The 16,248-nt window shown below is 69.0% G+C and carries 12 protein-coding genes and 1 pseudogene; 10 read left to right on the forward strand and 3 right to left on the reverse strand.

Annotated features, from left to right (window positions below; all coding sequences use genetic code 11):
* A partial coding sequence (locus ASJ79_RS02900) for a bifunctional [glutamine synthetase] adenylyltransferase/[glutamine synthetase]-adenylyl-L-tyrosine phosphorylase (RefSeq protein ID WP_231750697.1) occupies positions 1 to 2,674 on the forward strand: 2,674 nt, incomplete at its 5' end.
* Positions 2,675 to 3,304, forward strand: coding sequence for a PaaI family thioesterase (locus tag ASJ79_RS02905; protein ID WP_067953021.1), 630 nt, complete (start codon positions 2,675 to 2,677; stop codon positions 3,302 to 3,304).
* 3 nt (positions 3,305 to 3,307) lie between these two features.
* On the opposite strand, the gene ASJ79_RS02910 is transcribed toward ASJ79_RS02905, so the two are convergent.
* Both ASJ79_RS02910 and ASJ79_RS02915 read right to left on the reverse strand, forming a co-directional pair.
* A complete protein-coding gene (locus ASJ79_RS02910; protein ID WP_067953023.1) occupies positions 3,308 to 6,526 on the reverse strand; it encodes an Ig-like domain-containing protein in 3,219 nt (1,072 codons plus the stop codon).
* 190 nt (positions 6,527 to 6,716) lie between these two features.
* Positions 6,717 to 7,160: a DoxX family protein gene (locus ASJ79_RS02915; protein WP_067953024.1), complete on the reverse strand. Its 444-nt coding sequence runs from the start codon at positions 7,158 to 7,160 to the stop codon at positions 6,717 to 6,719.
* Positions 7,161 to 7,270: 110 nt separating this feature from the next.
* Between ASJ79_RS02915 and ASJ79_RS02920 the strand changes: the two genes are divergently transcribed.
* The 8 genes from ASJ79_RS02920 to ASJ79_RS02955 all read left to right on the forward strand — a co-directional run bounded on the left by ASJ79_RS02920 (position 7,271) and on the right by ASJ79_RS02955 (position 16,110).
* A complete protein-coding gene (locus ASJ79_RS02920; RefSeq protein ID WP_067953026.1) occupies positions 7,271 to 8,026 on the forward strand; it encodes a GntR family transcriptional regulator in 756 nt (251 codons plus the stop codon).
* Between the two features lie 99 nt (positions 8,027 to 8,125).
* Positions 8,126 to 8,911, forward strand: coding sequence for an ABC transporter ATP-binding protein (locus tag ASJ79_RS02925; RefSeq protein ID WP_067953029.1), 786 nt, complete (start codon positions 8,126 to 8,128; stop codon positions 8,909 to 8,911).
* Positions 8,898 to 9,737 carry an ABC transporter permease gene (locus tag ASJ79_RS02930; RefSeq protein WP_067953032.1) on the forward strand — a complete coding sequence of 280 codons (840 nt, stop codon included), beginning with the start codon at positions 8,898 to 8,900 and terminating at the stop codon, positions 9,735 to 9,737. Before ASJ79_RS02925 ends, ASJ79_RS02930 begins: the two co-directional genes overlap by 14 nt.
* A gap of 2 nt (positions 9,738 to 9,739) precedes the next feature.
* Complete coding sequence (locus ASJ79_RS02935; RefSeq protein ID WP_156448260.1) at positions 9,740 to 10,561, forward strand: ABC transporter permease; 822 nt, start codon at positions 9,740 to 9,742, stop codon at positions 10,559 to 10,561.
* A 36-nt stretch (positions 10,562 to 10,597) separates the two neighbouring features.
* Positions 10,598 to 11,668 carry an ABC transporter substrate-binding protein gene (locus tag ASJ79_RS33630; RefSeq protein ID WP_231750699.1) on the forward strand — a complete coding sequence of 357 codons (1,071 nt, stop codon included), beginning with the start codon at positions 10,598 to 10,600 and terminating at the stop codon, positions 11,666 to 11,668.
* Positions 11,669 to 11,689: 21 nt separating this feature from the next.
* Positions 11,690 to 12,877 carry an MFS transporter gene (locus ASJ79_RS02945; protein ID WP_067953037.1) on the forward strand — a complete coding sequence of 396 codons (1,188 nt, stop codon included), beginning with the start codon at positions 11,690 to 11,692 and terminating at the stop codon, positions 12,875 to 12,877.
* A 54-nt stretch (positions 12,878 to 12,931) separates the two neighbouring features.
* Positions 12,932 to 14,413, forward strand: a complete 1,482-nt coding sequence (locus ASJ79_RS02950; RefSeq protein ID WP_067953040.1) for an aldehyde dehydrogenase family protein — start codon at positions 12,932 to 12,934, stop codon at positions 14,411 to 14,413.
* Positions 14,410 to 16,110 carry a thiamine pyrophosphate-binding protein gene (locus ASJ79_RS02955; protein ID WP_067953042.1) on the forward strand — a complete coding sequence of 567 codons (1,701 nt, stop codon included), beginning with the start codon at positions 14,410 to 14,412 and terminating at the stop codon, positions 16,108 to 16,110. Before ASJ79_RS02950 ends, ASJ79_RS02955 begins: the two co-directional genes overlap by 4 nt.
* An 11-nt stretch (positions 16,111 to 16,121) precedes the next feature.
* Here ASJ79_RS02955 and ASJ79_RS31915 read toward each other — a convergent pair.
* Positions 16,122 to 16,248 (reverse strand): annotated as a pseudogene (locus ASJ79_RS31915) (glucose-6-phosphate dehydrogenase (coenzyme-F420)); the annotation flags it as partial.

Here is a 16,248-nt window from a genome sequence, read left to right on the forward strand (position 1 = left end):
AGTGGCCGACGAGTCCTCTGATCCCTCCGACGAGACCCGGATCCTCCGGCGCGCTCCGCTGACCGGCTCCCAGCCCGCCCTGTCTGCCCCTGAGTCCTCCTCTGAGCCGCCGACTGGCATCCTGCGCACGCTGTACCGCGACCGGCTGCTCGTCCTGGCCGCCCTGGACGTCGCATCGACGGTGGAGAACGAACCGGTGCTGCCGTTCGCCGTGGTCGGGGAACACCTCTCCGACCTCGCCGACGCCGCGCTGGCCGCAGCGCTGCGGGTGGTGACGGCCTCGGTGTGCGGCGACGGGCCGTCGCCCCAGTTGACCGTGATCGCGATGGGCAAATGCGGTGCGCGAGAACTGAACTACGTCAGCGACGTCGACGTCATCTTCGTGACCGACGACGGCTCGCACAGCAGTCTGGCATCGGCCACCCGGATCGCGGGCGAGATGATGAGGCTCGCGTCCGACGCGTTCTTCGAGGTGGACGCCGCGTTGCGACCGGAAGGCAAGCAGGGCCAGTTGGTCCGCACGCTGGACTCGCACATCGCCTACTACGAGCGCTGGGCCAAGACGTGGGAGTTCCAGGCGCTGCTCAAGGCCCGGCCCGCGGCGGGGGACATGGACCTGGGCCGGCGGTACATCGAGGCGCTGATGCCGATGGTGTGGACCGCCTCCGAGCGTGAGGACTTCGTGCCCGAGGTGCAGGCGATGCGCAGGCGCGTCGAGGAACTCGTGCCCGCCGGAGTCCGGACCCGCGAGATCAAGCTCGGCACCGGCGGATTGCGCGACGTCGAGTTCGCCGTGCAACTGCTGCAGCTGGTGCACGGCCGCAACGACGAGTCGCTGCATGTGGCGTCCACCGTGAATGCGCTCGCCGCGCTGGGCGAGGGCGGCTACATCGGCCGCGACGACGCCGCGAACATGACCGCGTCCTATGAGTTCCTGCGGCTGCTGGAACACCGGCTTCAGCTGCAGCGGCTCAAGCGGACCCACATGCTTCCCGAGGCCGACGACGAGGAGTCGATGCGGTGGCTGGCGCGCGCGGCGCACATGCGCCCCGATGGCCGCCACGACGCGCTCGGGGTGCTGCGCGAGGAACTCAAGCGACAGAACCACCGGGTGTCGCGGTTGCACGCCAAGTTGTTCTACCAGCCGCTGCTCGAGTCGGTCGGTCAAGGCCCCCTTGGTCTTTCGTACGGCATGAGCACCGATGCCGCCGAGCGTCAGCTGGCCGCGCTCGGCTACGAGGGGCCGCAGAGCGCGCTGACACATCTGGCGGCGCTGACGGGCGGTTCGGGTCGCCGCGCCCGGGTGCAACGGGTGCTGTTGCCGACTCTGCTGGACTGGCTCTCCGACACCCCGGACCCCGACGCCGGGCTGCTGAACTATCGCAGGATCAGCGACGAACTCGCCGAGCAGCGGTGGTATCTGGCGACGTTGCGCGACGAGGGCGCGGTCGCCAAGCGGCTGATGCACGTGCTCGGCACCTCGGCCTATGTGCCGGAGCTGCTGATGCGCGCGCCCGAGGTGATCCAGATCTACGCCGACGGTCCGAACGGGCCGAAACTCTGCGACGTCGACACCGAGGGCGTGGCCCGATCGCTGGTGGCCTCGGCGGCCCGGCACAGCGACCCGGCGCGGGCGATCGCGGCGGCGCGGTCGCTGCGCCGGCGGGAACTGGCCCGCATCGCGTCGGCCGACCTGCTCGGCATGCTGGACGTGACCGACGTGTGTAAGCAGCTGACCCTGGTCTGGGTGGCGGTGCTGCAGGCCGCCCTGGATGCCGTCATCCGCGCCAACGCCCCGCAGGGCAGGGTGCCCGCGCGGATCGCCGTGATCGGGATGGGCCGGCTCGGCGGCGGCGAACTGGGCTACGGCTCGGACGCCGACGTGATGTTCGTGTGTGACCCCAACGACGGTTTCGACGAGTCGACTTCGGTGAAGTGGTCGGTGACGGTGGCCGAACAGGTGCGCGCCCGGCTCGGCACACCGAGTGCCGACCCGCCGCTGGAGGTCGACGCCAACCTGCGGCCCGAAGGCCGAAGCGGACCGCTGGTCCGGACACTGGCGTCCTACCAGGCCTATTACGCGCAATGGGCGCAGCCGTGGGAGATTCAGGCGCTGCTGCGTGCGCACCGCGTCGCCGGCGATCCGGAGCTGGGGGAGCGGTTCCTGCTGATGGTCGACAAGACCCGCTATCCGGAGGGCGGTGTGTCAGCGGAGACGGTGCAGGAGATCCGGCGGATCAAGGCGCGGGTGGACGCCGAGCGCTTGCCCCGCGGCGCCGATCCGAACACCAACACCAAACTCGGCCGCGGCGGGTTGGCCGACATCGAGTGGACCGTTCAGCTGCTGCAGTTGCGGTTCGCGCACAAGATCCCGGCCCTGCACACCACCTCGACCTTGGACACCCTCAACGCCATCGGAGCCGCCGAGCTGATCGCCGAGGGCGATATCGAGTTGCTGCGCGACGCATGGCTGACCGCGACGCGGGCCCGCAACGCGCTCGTGCTGGTGCGCGGTAAACCCACCGATCAGCTGCCCGGGCCGGGCAAACTGCTCAACGCCGTCGCGGTCGCCGCCGGCTGGTCCGGCGGGGACGGCGGCGGGGAGTTCCTCGACAACTATCTGAGGGTGACGCGCCGCGCGAAGGCCGTGGTGCGGAAAGTGTTCGGAGGGTGAGTGGAGTTCACGTTCGACGCGATCAGCGCCGAGGAGTACGAACAGCAGCGGGAACGGTACGAGCCGCTGACCGACGCGCTGCGCCGGTTGATCGACGTCGGGATCCACACCGAGGTCGACGCGGACACGGCGCGGCAGGCGCTGACCCACCTGGAGGCCGCCACCGCGCTGCTGGAACGTCAGCAGCGGGTGGGCAGGTCCACGCTCCGGCACGCCGACACCGGCCGGCCCGTCGCATGGGCGAATCCCGTTGTGGGTCTTCGCAATGCGATGGCCCCGCCGATGCTCGTCGAACACGAGGCGGACGGCAGCTGCTGGAGTGAGTTCACTCTGGGCCCCGCGTACGAAGGCCCGCCGGGGTGGGTGCACGGCGGCATCTGCGCGCTGGTACTCGACCACCTGCTCGGCGAGGTGGCCAGCGAGGGGTTGAGCAAACCCAAGTTCACCGGCACGATCAGCCTGCGGTATCTGCGGGGCACACCGCTGGGTCCGTTGCGTGCCGAGGCGTTCGTCGAGCGCTCCGAGGGGGCCAAGACGTACGCCCGCGGCTACCTGATGGACGCCGACGGTGCGACGGTCGAAGCCGACGGGGTGTTCATCGTGCCGGCGTGGGCGCGCGACGCCGGCTGATCGTCACGTCAGCACCGCGTGCCCGGTGACCCGGAACCCGAGGATCGGAACGGTGACGGGGATGCCCAGTGTCTCGCCGTGTTGGTCGATGACCGTGACGGTGAACGTGTCCTGCCGGTCGGTGTCCGTCGCGTCCTCGGCGTCCGCGCGGTGCCGCGCCGTGTCGGTCGGCGTGTACACGAATCCGCCTTCCCTGTCGATGACCACGGTGCCCCGTGCCGTGGTCTCGGGGCCGAAGAAGTACAGCATGTCACGCTCGGGGTCGGTCGCCGTCGCCGTCCCGGTGACCTTACCGCTGGCCGGATCAGGTTCTCCCACCGTGTAATTCCCGTTGGTCGGGGCTTGGTTGACGTATCCGGCCGGCGCGACCGCCACCCGCACGGTCAGCGTCCTGGTGGCGCCGTGACCGTCGTCGACGGTCACCCGGAACCGGTCGGTCTTGAGCCAGGACGGGGCGAACGGGCTGGCGGCGGCCTCCCGCGCCCACTGGGTCGGCCGGTAGGTGAACGAGCCGTCGGTCTCGACGTCGACGAATCCCTTTCCGGTGGCCTCCGCGGCGCGGTAGGTCAGTGTGTCACCGTCACCGTCGGTTGCGGTGATGATGCCGGTGGTCAGCCCGGTGTTCGGGTTCGTGTACACGTCGGTGACGGCGCCGCCGGACGGCCTCGTGTTGAGCGGCTTGATGTTCACCGTGACGGCCAGCGTCGTGATGCCGCCGTGTCCGTCGTCGACGACGACGTCGAAGGTGTCCTGCTTGTCGGCTTCGGTCGCACCGGTGGCCGCGGCGGCGTGCCTGGCGGCGTCGCTGGGGAGGTAGGTGAACCGGCCGCGGGCATCGATTGTGACCACCCCGTTCTTCTCGGTCGCCGACGCGGTGTAGGTCAGGTTGTCCCGGTCGGTGTCCCTGGCGGTGATGGTGCCGTACACCTTGGCGCTGAACCATGACGAACTCGTGCGGACGGTGGCCTTCGGCGCGGTGTTGCCCGGCCTGACCTTGACGGTCACCGTGACAGAGGTGAGGCCGCCGTGGCCGTCGTCGACGAGCACGGTGAAGGTGTCCTGCTTGTCGGCTTCGGTGGCTCCGGCGTTCGCGGCCGCATGCCGTGCCTGCGCGGTCGGGGTGTAGGTGAACCTGCCGTCGGCGCCGAACGTGACGGTTCCTCCTTTCGCGGTCGGGGATGCGCTGAAACTCAGCGGATCCCGGTCGGGGTCCTTGGCGGTGACGGTGCCGTACACCGTGGCGCTGAACCACGACAGGCTCGACCGCACCGTCGCGGTGGGTGCGGCGTTGGCCGGGGCGATCGTCACGGTGATCGGCACCGCGAGCACACCTCGCCGGCCGTCGCTGAACGTGATCGTGAAGGTGTCGGTCCCGGCGTCGGGGGCGGCGCCCACCGCGGCCGCGGCGTGGCGGGCGGCCGGGGTCGGGGTGTAGGTGAAGGTGAACGCGCCGTCGTCTGCCTGGGTGACGGTGACGCGGCCCTTGCCGGGGGTGCTGACGGTGTAGGTCAGCGGCCTGCCCTCGGGGTCGGTGACCGTGACGGAACCGCTTACCGCGCCGGAAGCGTTGGGGGATTGCACGACCGGCGTCTGGGCCACCGGGTCGGCGTTCGGCGCCATCAGCGCGATCACATGTATCCGGTTGCCGCCGAAGTCGGCCCAGTAGAGCTGGGTGCCGTCGGGGCTCGCGGTGATCATCGGCGGACCGTCGATCTGGTAGGGGTTGGCGATCACCGAGGTGAGTTCGGTCTTGCTCGCGATGTCGTAGACCGAGAGCTTGCCGTCGTCGCTGCGGGCCACGAACAACGTCGCGCCGTCCGGGCTCACCGCGAGTTCGAAAGGCGTACCGGTGGTCACGGTGATGCTGTCGATCACCTGGTGGGACTCGGTGTCGACGACCTTCACGCTGCCGGCCATGTCGGCGACGAACACGCGAGATCCGTCCGCGCTGAACGTGATTCCCGGCGATCCCGGCGTGACGCCGGTGACCTTCCTGGCGAACAGTGACACCGCGGAGAAAGACGACACCTCGCCCGTGGTGCTGCTGAGGGTGTAGATCGTCGAGCCGTCCGGGCTGACCGCGATCGTCGAAACCCCTTTGCCGACACCGTAGACGGTGCCGACGACCCTGTTCGTCAGCGTGCTGATCTTGGACACCGTGCCGTCGTCGCTGTTGACGACGTACACCCGGGAACCGCCGGGACTCACCGCGATTCCGGTCGGGACATCTCCGACCCGGATGGTTCTGAGCACCGTGTTGGTGGCGGTGCTGATCACCGAGACCGTGCCGGCCTGGGCGTTGGAGACGTAGAGGCGGGTGCCGCTGGGGCCGACCGCGAGCATCGTCGGTGCTGACCGCAGCGTGATGGTCTGCAGCACCTGCCCGGTGACGGTGTCGACGACCGTGATCGACCGGCTGCCCGCGTGGGCCACGTAGGCGCGGGTATCGGTGGCGACCAGATCGGTGGGACCGTCCGGGATCACGACGTCACCCAGTCGGCGGATGGCCTCGGCCTGTTCGGCGGTGAGCAGCGTCGGGTCGAGACCGGCGGCCAGCGACGATGTGGGCGCGTCGAGCTGGCGGCGCAACGCGGACGCCACCATCAGCCACAGCGGTGATTCGGCGGGTGCGTCGGGAGTGCGGTCCGGTGCGAGCAGCGAGGACAGGATGCTCGACAGCGTCACCGATCTGGCTGTCGGCGTGGTCTCGGGCTCCGGGCCGGGGGTGGGCACGTCGGCCACCGTCTCCGGTCGGGTCACGAGCGATTCGGCGTCGGCCACCGGTTCGGCCGGCGGCGGCGCATCCTCGACCGGGAACTCGTCGTCTTCGTCGACGAGGGCCTCGGGTTCGGCGGTGTCGGGCTCGTCGGTGGACACCACGGGTTCGGCCGCAGGTTCGGGGTCCGGGTCGGCGGCGCGGTACGAACGGTCGTCGACCGGCGCGTCGGCGACCGGTTCGCTGTCCACCGGCTCGCTGTCTACCGGCTCGGCGTCGTCGTCCTCGGCGAGCGGTTCCGACCCGTCGGCGTCGTCGGCCTCGGTGTCGTCGTCGGTGTCTGTGTCGGGTCGGGGGTCGGCGGCCGCGGGGTCGGCGCTCGGGGAGCTGACCGAGCTGCCGACCTCATCCGCTAACGCGACAGCGGGTGTGGCCCCGAGCGCTGCACCCACCCCCAGAGCAAACGCCAACGCGCCGATACGACCGATATACGTCGAATGCCCCACGGCATTCCTCCCCCGAAGAATCACTTCCGCTGACAATGAGTGGAGCGATCTTATGAGGCCGTGGCGGGGCACCGGGTGAGGTTTCGCAAATATTCACGCGTGCGTCGACCGATTTGACCCCGTCAATCTCCGCAAACCCGTTTGCCACAATCGCGGCGTGGCGTTCGATAACGCCGGAGCAAACCAGACCTCACACGCGCGCGGCTCCCCGGCGGCGTGCGTCCACCGACCACGCGCCCGCGCCCATCGCGGCCAGCAGCAGGAACGCGAAGCAGAACAGGATCGTCAGTTCGCCGCCGTTGCCGCCGGTCTGGCCGCCGAACGGCCAGAAGCTCGCGGGCTCGCCGCCGATGATGCCCCAGTGCTGCCAGAAGTAGGCCACCGCCATCTCACCGGCGGCGATGATGGCCGCGATGCGGGTGAAGAACCCCACGGTGATCAGGATTCCGCACACCACCTCGATCAGGCCGGCGAACCAGTACGGCCAGGTGCCGACCGGCACGGTCTCGCCCACCGGCCAGCCGAACAGTTTCATGGTGCCGTGCAGGGTGAACAGCAGGCCGAACATGATGCGGAAGATGCTCAACATCGGGGATGAATAGCTTGCCAGGCGCGCATCCAGATTCGAGGTCATGCGCGCGAGCCTACCGCCGCGGACTACGGTCCGGATGGTGGTTCGGCCGAATTCCGAGCGGTCGGCGGAGTTACGAAATTCCGAACGACCGGCGGTAAGATCCCCGACCCATGGGGGCGAACCGGACGGGCTCCGCAGAGGAATCCGCGAACGCGGCCGCTGCGCCGGGCCGCGCAGCCGACGCGTTGCCGACCGCCGTGGGCCATGAACTGAAGCAGTTGGCCGCGCGGCGATCGCAGGGATACCAATCGGTCGGGGCGATGGTCTACGGCATCCTCCGCGAGGCCATCATCGACGGCACCCTCAAGCCGGGGCGCAAGCTCCGCCAGGAAGTGCTCGCGGAGACCATCGGGGTGTCCCGGGTTCCGGTCCGTTCGGCGCTGATCCAACTGGAGGCCGACGGACTGGTCGAACTGCGGGACCGTCGCGGGGCCGTCGTGAAGGCCATGACCGCAGAGCAGGTTCGCGAGATCTACGACATCCGCGCGGTCCTGGAGAGCCATGCGCTGCGGCTCTCGATGTCCTCGATGACGCCAGAGCGGGTCGAGTTGCTCCGTCGACTCGCCCAGGTCGTGGACAGTGAGAAGGAAGGCGGCGGGTTCGTCGACGCACGGTCGCAGTTCTACGCCGAACTCTACGACGCTGCGCACCATCCGATGCTCTGGAGCCTGATCGAGCAGCTCCGGCTCAAGGTGGGGCGCTATCTGCTCGGTTGGCGCCTGGTCGACGGCAACCATCACGCTCACGAAGAGCTGCTCGACGCGGTCGCGCGCGGCGATGTGGAGGGTGCCGTCGCCGATGTCCGTCATCACCTGGAGAAGGTGCGTGACCGGGTCCTGATCCTGCTCGAGGCCGAATCCGACTGAGGCTCTGCGGGGCCGAGGCTGGTCACCGCTTTGTTAATTTCTTGAATCATGTATCCAAAATCTTGTACACCGAAGGTCGTATCGGTCTAAGTTCTACCCATGCCTGACCCATTGCTGTCGATCCGGCAGGTGTCGAAGACGTTCGTGACCCGGCGTGGACGCAATCAGGTGTCCACACACGCCCTCGAGGATGTCAGTCTCGACATCGACGAGGGTGAGTTCGTCGCCGTGATCGGCGCGAGCGGATCGGGCAAGTCCACTCTGCTGCGCCTGATCGACGGCCTCGACGTTCCGTCCGGAGGCGAGATCCTGCTGCGCGGCCGGCCCGTCACGGGACCGGGCTCTGACCGGGGCGTGGTGTTCCAGCACCCGCGCCTGCTGCCCTGGCGCACGGTGAAGCGCAACGTCGAGTTCGGCCTCGAATGCGTCGGCGTGAACAAAGCGCAACGCTCCGAGAAGGCTGCGGAAGTCCTTGACCTGGTCGGTCTTTCGGGGTTCGAGAACCACTACCCGGCGCAGTTGTCCGGAGGTATGCAGCAGCGCGTCGGCATCGCGCGAGCCTACGCGGTGAGCCCGAGCATCCTGCTGCTCGACGAACCGTTCGGCGCGCTCGACGCCCAGACGAGGGTGGTACTGCAACAGGACCTCGAGCTGCTGTGGCAGACGCAACGCAAGACGACGGTCCTGATCACCCACGACATGGAGGAAGCGGTCTACCTGGCCGGCCGGGTCGTGGTGATGGGCAGGCGGCCGGGCCGCGTCGTCGACATCATCGACGTGCCGTTCGCGCGACCACGCACCTACGAATTACGCGGCACCGCCGAATTCGGCGCACTCAAGACCAGGCTCTGGAACGCTCTGCAGATGTCCAATGACGCTGCGTGAGCAGATGAGCGGCTCCGTGCCCGTCACCGAGGCAGCGGAGCCCGCCGCGAAACTCCCGCTGTACCACCGCGCCTGGTTCCAGCGCACCCTCGTGTGGGGCGGACTGCTGGTCGCCTCACAGCTCTTCGCGATGAAGGTGGGGTCGTTCTTCTGGCCGTCGATCCCCGAGATCTTGTCCGGCGCAGTCGCGTCCGTGGCCGACGGCACCTATGTGATGGTGCTCTCGAGCTTCACGCAGATGTTCGTCGGATTCGGGCTGGCCGTCCTGGTCGGTGTACCGATCGGGCTGATGATGGGACAGTTCCGGGTCTTCGACTTCGTGGTCGGGCCGTTCGTCAACGCGCTGTTCGTGACCTCGCTGGTGGCGCTGTTGCCGTTCATCATCCTGCTGTTCGGCACGGATTTCGAGTTCCGCGTCGCGGTGGTGTTCCTGTTCGCGGTGTTCTACCTCATCATCACGCCGGCCGCGGGTGTCCGGGCCATCGACCGGCAGCTCAACGAGATGGGGACGTCGTTCGGGATCAGCCCGGCGCGCCGGCTGGTGTCCATCACCCTTCCCGGCACACTGCCCTACATCATCACCGGTCTGCGTCTCGGCCTCGGTCAAGCCGTGCAGGGCATGATCGTCGCCGAACTGTGGGTGACGCTGGGCACCGGCCGGCGCCTGCTGAACCTCGGGTACGCGCGTGAGCTCGGTCAGTTCTTCGCGACTGCCGCCGCGGTGGTCATCGTCGGCGCCGCGCTGACCGGATTGTTGTTGTTCGCGCAGAAGCGGTTGACGCCCTGGGCCGATGATGTCGAGTCTGCAGTTTCGGGAGCGCGGTGATCATGGACCAACTGAACACGACCACAGACGACGTCGTCGCGTCACGTCACCGGCTGCCGTTCCAGACGCCGCAGCGGTGGCAGGTCTGGGGCTGGACCGCCCGGATCACGCTGATCATCGTGGTGCTCGCCGCGTGGCAGTGGTACGGCACCAACGGCAAGAACTTCGCCATCCCGGCGTTCCTCGAAGTGCTGGAGGCATTCTGGGACGGCATCGTCAGCGGGGACTTCCTGGCCGCCGCGGCCGGGACGCTGTTGACCATGGTGCTCGGCTATGCGATCGCGGTCGCGGTCGCGGTGCCGATGGGGGTGTGGATCGGTAGTTCACGCTTTGCGCGCAACGTGTTCGAACCGCTGGTGCATGCGGCCTACGCCACCCCCGTCTCACTGTTCATCCCCGTAATCGGGATCTACACCGGCCTGGAACTGACCGGCCGGGTCGCACTCACGGCGCTGTGGTGCGTGTTCGAGATCATGGTCAGCACCATCTCCGGCGTGCGGTCCGCCCCGGTGGCGCTGATCGAGATGGCGCAGGCCTACGGCGCCCGGCGCTCGCAGATCTACTCCAAGATCGTCATCCCGGCCGCGCTGCCGCTGGTCGTCGTCGGACTCCGGATCGGTGTCGGACGCGCGATGCGCGGTGCGGTCACCGCGGAATTGCTGCTGTCGGCGGCCAATCTGGGGCAGGTCGTGCTGTTCGCCGGATCGGTGCTCGACATCCCCAGGCTGCTCGCCGCGATCATCTTCGTGATGCTGCTCGGCCTGGTGCTGATGCGGCTGGCGGGAATCATCGAACGCCGCGCGACCGGCCATCTTCACCTCTGAAAGCACCACCAAAACCCCTGAGAATAAAGGAGATCGATGTCTGACAAGAGAAACCGAACGCGGCGCATCACGAGCTATCTCGCGGCCGGAGCGGTCTGTACGCTCACCGTGGCGGCCTGTTCCTCCGGTTCGGACGAACCGGCCGCACAAGACACAGCGGAGTCGCTGAGGATCGCGTTGTCGGCGCAGCCGCAGGCATCCCTGGTGCCGCTCGTCTACGGTGTCGACAACTTCGGTGGCGATTACGATCTGGCCATCAGTGTGGACGACAACGTGACGATCTTCGACTCCCACGCCACCGCCGCCCAAACCGTGCTCAGCGGTCAGGCGCAGGTGATGGGTTCGTCGATCTCGTCGATCCTGGCGGCGCGCCAGCAGGGCGAGGACTTCAAGATCTTCTGCCCGTACGTGAGCATGGACGACTTCGTGCTGACGGGCGCCAACGGGGTCAACACCGTCGCGCAGCTTTTCGAGCCGTCGACCAGGGTCGCCATCGACAGCCCGGGGGGCGCGGGGGCGATCATCCTGAACGCACTGCTGATGGGAGTCGGCGAAACCCGCGGCATCCAGGACATCCCCAACCAACAGATCATCGAGAGTTCCAGCCTGCGCACCGCGGCGTGGGCGGCGGGTGACGTCGACTCGACCGTCATCCACGAGGACCAGTACGAGTCGGCGGAAGCCAACGTCAACCAGCCGGTCCGGATCGCCACCCTGTACGAGAACGTGGACACCTTCATCAAGGAGGCGCAGGCCGCCGACGCGAGCTGGCTGGAGCAGAACCGCGAGTTGGCGGCCAAGTACTGTGCCACCACGCTGCGCGCGATGAAGGCTCTCAAGAGCGATTTCGCGTTGTTCGAGGCTGCGGTCAACGAGTACGTCGAGGAGCCGCCGTCCGAAGAGGAGTTGCGGGTGCTCTTCGGGTTGATCGAGCAGTATCCGTTCTGGACCGACGACGGTGGGCTCACCGAGGACAGCATGGCCTTCATGATCGAGGTCGCCACGGCCTCGGGTGTGCTGACCGAGCCGATGAACGCCGCTGACGTCGTCGATCGCGAAACCCTGGACCGCGCAGTGGAACTCGCGAACCAGCCCGCGGCGTCCTGACCGGGGCGCGGTAGTCGCCGGGTGCGCAGGTCTGACAATGCCGCCACCCTCGCGTCGGTGGTGGTGCTCACCGGTGTCCAGGGCATCGCGCCGGCGCTGCCCGAGATCCGGGACAGCCTGGGGCTCAGCGATTCCGGGACGTCTCTGCTGACCGTCGGTTACCTGATGGCGGCAGCGTTGTTGGCGGCACCGGTGTCCGCGCTCGCCGACCGGCTCGGCGAGCGTCGCGTCCTGGTCACCTCACTGCTGGTGTTCGGCGGTGCCGGCGCCGTGGTCAGCGTCTCGACGGAGCTCGTGGTGCTGGTCGCGGCCCGCACCCTCCAGGGTGCCGCGTTCGGCGTCGTGATGGCGGTGACGATCGGGTTGACCGGCAAGGGTCTGGACACCGTGTCGCTGGCTCGCGCGCAGAGCGTCCGGGTCATCGCGCTGGCGGTGGCCGAGGTCGTGCTCCCGGTGGCCGCCGGGGCGCTGCTGGCGATAGCCAGTTGGCGCTTCACCACCGCGATGCAACTGATCGCGCTGCCCGTGGCCGTCCTGTGCGCGGTGGCGGTCCCGGGCCGGACGGGGTCCGGTGACGACGACGCAACGACCCGACGCGGTCTGAGGCCCGCGCTGTCGGCGATTCGCACCCCGTTCGGCTCCGCTGTCCAGATACCGGGCTTCTCGCGGTTCCTGGTCAAGTTCGCGCTGCTGACCTACTGGCCCCTGCTGGCCGCGGACTCGTACGGGATGTCGGCCTGGGCGATCGGTGTGGTGCTCAGCGTCACGGCGGTGGCGAGCATCGTCGCCGCGGCCGTCGCGCCGGCGCTGATCGGTCGCCGCCACACCGCGTTCGTCACGCTGCTCGGCCTGCTGTTCGCGGCGATCCCGCTGGTGTTCATGCCGGCCGCTCCGAACACCGTGGTGCTCTGCGCGCTCGTCATCGTCAGCGGGCTCGGTGACGGTCTGCTCGGCGTGGCGAACAACGTCTCGGCGAGCATGGCGGCGCCGGACTCGGGCCGGTCGGCCTTCTTCGGGCTCACGGGGTCGATCCGCAACCTCGGGAAGTTCGCCGGGCTCGCGGTCATCGGCGCGGCGACCGCCGTGGCCCCGCTGGGCGGTGCGCTCGCGCTGGTGGGCGTGCTGGGCCTGATGTCGACCGGTGCGGTACCGGTCATGGCCCGCGGCCAGGGCGAGCCACCGCATGAGCCGGGCGGACCCGCCGGCTGAGCGCCCGCGGGCAGATACAAGCGTTCGTTATCGAGAAAGTGTGAAGGGAAACAGATGTCAACGAGTTCGGACGGCGATTACCGGCTGTGGACCAGTACCGTCGCGGAGCGGACCTGGCGGTTGCGCCTCGGCGCGGAACTGGTCCCCGGCAGCGGGGCGGTGCACCCGGTGGTCAACCCGGCCAACGGCGATGTGTTGTGTGATGTCGCGTACGCGAGTCCTGACGAGGTCGAGGTGGCCGTCGAACGCGGCCGGGCGGCGGCGAGGTCCTGGGGCGCACTGACACCCCGTGACCGCGGTGCGGCGGTGCGCGCGTTCGCCGACGTCCTCGAACGGCACAGTGAGGAACTGGCCTGGCTCGACACGATCGACGCCGGCCTGCCGTTGTGGATGATGCGCAAGGACGCCGCGACGGGCGTCGAGCGCATGCGGATGTTCGCCGACCTCGCCTTGACGCTGACCGGCCTGACGATTCCCGCCAGCGCCGGCAACCTGCACCTGACGTTCCCCGAACCGTTCGGGGTGGTGGCCCGCATCATCCCGTTCAACCATCCGTTCATGTTCGCCGCGTCCAAGGTGGCGGCCCCGCTGGTCGCCGGTAACGCGGTGGTGCTCAAACCATCCGAGCTCACGCCGCTGTCGGCGCTGAGGATGGCCGAGCTGGCGCAGGACGTGCTGCCCGACGGCGTGCTGTCGGTGGTGCACGGAGACGCCGCTGTCGGCGACGCGCTGGTGCGGCACCCCGCGGTCCGCCGCATCGCGTTCACCGGCAGCCACCAGGTGGGCCGGGCGATCCAGCGGTCGGCGGCCGAGGTCGGCGTCAAGCACGTGTCGCTGGAGCTGGGCGGTAAGAATGCGATGATCGTCTTTCCCGACGCCGACCTCGGCGCAGCGGTGACCGCCGCGGTCAAGGGCATGAACTTCGCGTTCGCCGGACAGTCGTGCGGCTCGACATCCCGTGTGCTGGTGCACGAGTCGCTGCTCGAGGCGTTCACCGCGGACTACACCCAGGCGGTGGCGGCGGTGCGGCAGGGCCTGCCGTGGCTGCCCGGGATCCAGATCGGCCCGATGGTGTCGGCCGCCCAGCGCGATCGCGCGATCGGCTTCATCGACCGGGCCCGCGCGGCCGGGGTACGGGTGTTGACCGGCGGAGGTGCGCCCGACGACGGGGGAGGAGGTTTCTACGTCGCCCCCACGGTGCTCGGCGCGGTGTCCACCGATATGGAGATCGCCCGGGAGGAGGTGTTCGGGCCGGTGGTCAGCATGCTCGGCTTCTCCGACGAGGACGAGGCCGTGGCCATCGCCAACGCGGTGGAGTACGGTCTGACGGGCAGCATCTGGACGTCCGATCTTGCTCGGGCACACCGTGTTTCGCGGTCCCTGGAGGCGGGCTACGTCTGGGTCAACGACACCTCAACCCATTTTCCCGGGGTGCCGTTCGGCGGCGTCAAGCTGTCGGGCATCGGGCGCGAGGAATCCGTCGACGAGCTGACCAGCTACACCGAGCTCAAGGCCGTGAACGTGGTGCTGTCATGACGGTGTACGGTTCCGACGCGATCGTCGATCTGCTCGTCGACCTCGGTGTCGACATTCTCCCGTTCGCCCCGGGCGCGACCTTCCGCGGCTTGCACGATTCCCTGGTGCACCATCGCGACGACGCACCCGAGGTCATCGAGTGCCTGCACGAGGAGATCTCCGTCGCCGTCGCCCACGGTTACGCCAAGGCCACCGGCGGCCTGGCCGCTGCCGCCCTGCACGACATCGTGGGTCTGCAGCACGCGACGATGGCCATCTACAACGCCTGGTGTGACCGGGTTCCTCTGCTGTTGCTGGGTGGGTCGGGCCCGGCCGATGCGGCGCTGCGACGGCCCTGGATCGACTGGATCCACACCGCCAACGTGCAGGCGACCCAGGTCCGCGACTACACCAAGTGGGACGATCAGCCGGGTTCGCTGCCCGCTGCGGCCGAGTCCCTGATCCGGGGCAGGCAGCTGGCGCGGAGCGCGCCGTGCGGACCGGTCTACATCGCGGTGGACACCGAGATCCAGGAGCAGCCGGTGCCGGACGGGTGGGTGGCGCCGCGGGCCGTCGACTACCCCGTCGCCGAGCCACTCGCTCCCGCCCCGGATACGGTGCGGCGCATCGCCGACCGGTTGCTCGCCGCGCAGGCTCCGTTGATCGCCGTCGAGTCCGTCGACCGCGATCAGGAGACATCGCACCGGCTCGTCGAACTGGCCGAGTTGCTCGGAGCCCCCGTCGTGGAGGTACAGCGCGACTACAACCGCACCGAGCTGTGCATGCCGACCCGCCATCCGCTCAACCACACCGGGATGCCTCTGCACAGCCCTCCGGATCTGGTCCTGGCCCTGGAAGTGCGTGACACCCATGTCATCCCGGGAGCCGCGGATGTCCCGGTGATCCAGGTGTCGACGGCCGGGCTGGCCGTCAAGGCGTGGGCCGCCGATCTGCAACGGGTGCAGCCGGCCGAACTCCTTGTGGCCGCGCAGGTTTCGGCGACGCTGCGGACCCTGCTGCCCGAGGTCCGCGCCAGAATGGGGACACAGCGCGCTGCCGAGGCCGCGCAGCGGTCTGCGTCGCTGGCCGACCACGCCGCCCGGCACCGCGCGGCGTGGCAGGCCGAGGCCTCCGGCGCCGAGGGTCTCACACCCGCGTACCTCGCCGACCGGCTGTGGGCGGCGGTGGCCGAGTCGGATCCGGTGCTGGCCAACGGGAGCCTGCACAACTGGGTGCACCGGCTGTGGTCGATCGACGACGTCCGGTCCTACCTCGGATCCAGCGGGGGAGCGGGGCTGGGCTACGGGCTGGGCGCTTCGATCGGCGCCGCGCTGGCGCATCGGCGGACGGGCCGGCTGGTGGTCGACATCCAGTCGGACGGGGATGCCTTGATGACGCCGGGGGCGTTGTGGACGGCCGCACGGCACCGGGTCCCGTTGCTGATCGTCCTCGAGAACAACCGGATGTGGGGCAATTCCTTCGTGCACGCCAAGAAGATCGCGCAACTGCGTAACCGGTCGGACGCGCGGCCGGAGGTGGGCACGGTCATCGACGATCCCGCTGTCGACTTCGCGGGCCTGGCGCGGGCGCAGGGGATTTCGGCGACGTGGACGGTGACCCGGCCCGCCGACCTGGACGCGGTGCTGGCGGAGGCCGTCGCGCACGTCCGCGACGGCCGCGCGCCGGCGGGCGTCGATGTGGTGACGACCGCCGGCTGACCCCGGCGGCGTCAGCCGAGCTTGCGCAGCCTCGGTTCCAGGTCGCGCTGGAAGAGTTCCAGGAAGCGGCGCTGGTCGTGGCCGGGGGCGTGGAACACCAGGTGGTTGAGCCCCCAGTCCACGTAATCCTTGACCTTG

Source organism: Mycobacterium sp. NAZ190054 (assembly GCF_001545925.1).
Classification (GTDB): Bacteria; Actinomycetota; Actinomycetes; order Mycobacteriales; family Mycobacteriaceae; genus Mycobacterium.

What these genes read in the sequence shown, in the direction of transcription:
- ASJ79_RS02955 (WP_067953042.1), top strand. Translation starts at nt 14,410, where the DNA reads ATGACGGTGTACGGTTCCGACGCGATCGTCGATCTGCTCGTCGACCTC.
- ASJ79_RS02935 (WP_156448260.1), top strand. Translation starts at nt 9,740, where the DNA reads ATGGACCAACTGAACACGACCACAGACGACGTCGTCGCGTCACGTCAC.
- ASJ79_RS33630 (WP_231750699.1), top strand. Translation starts at nt 10,598, where the DNA reads ATGTCTGACAAGAGAAACCGAACGCGGCGCATCACGAGCTATCTCGCG.
- ASJ79_RS02915 (WP_067953024.1), bottom strand. Translation starts at nt 7,160, where the DNA reads ATGACCTCGAATCTGGATGCGCGCCTGGCAAGCTATTCATCCCCGATG.
- ASJ79_RS02930 (WP_067953032.1), top strand. Translation starts at nt 8,898, where the DNA reads ATGACGCTGCGTGAGCAGATGAGCGGCTCCGTGCCCGTCACCGAGGCA.
- ASJ79_RS02925 (WP_067953029.1), top strand. Translation starts at nt 8,126, where the DNA reads ATGCCTGACCCATTGCTGTCGATCCGGCAGGTGTCGAAGACGTTCGTG.
- ASJ79_RS02920 (WP_067953026.1), top strand. Translation starts at nt 7,271, where the DNA reads ATGGGGGCGAACCGGACGGGCTCCGCAGAGGAATCCGCGAACGCGGCC.
- ASJ79_RS02950 (WP_067953040.1), top strand. Translation starts at nt 12,932, where the DNA reads ATGTCAACGAGTTCGGACGGCGATTACCGGCTGTGGACCAGTACCGTC.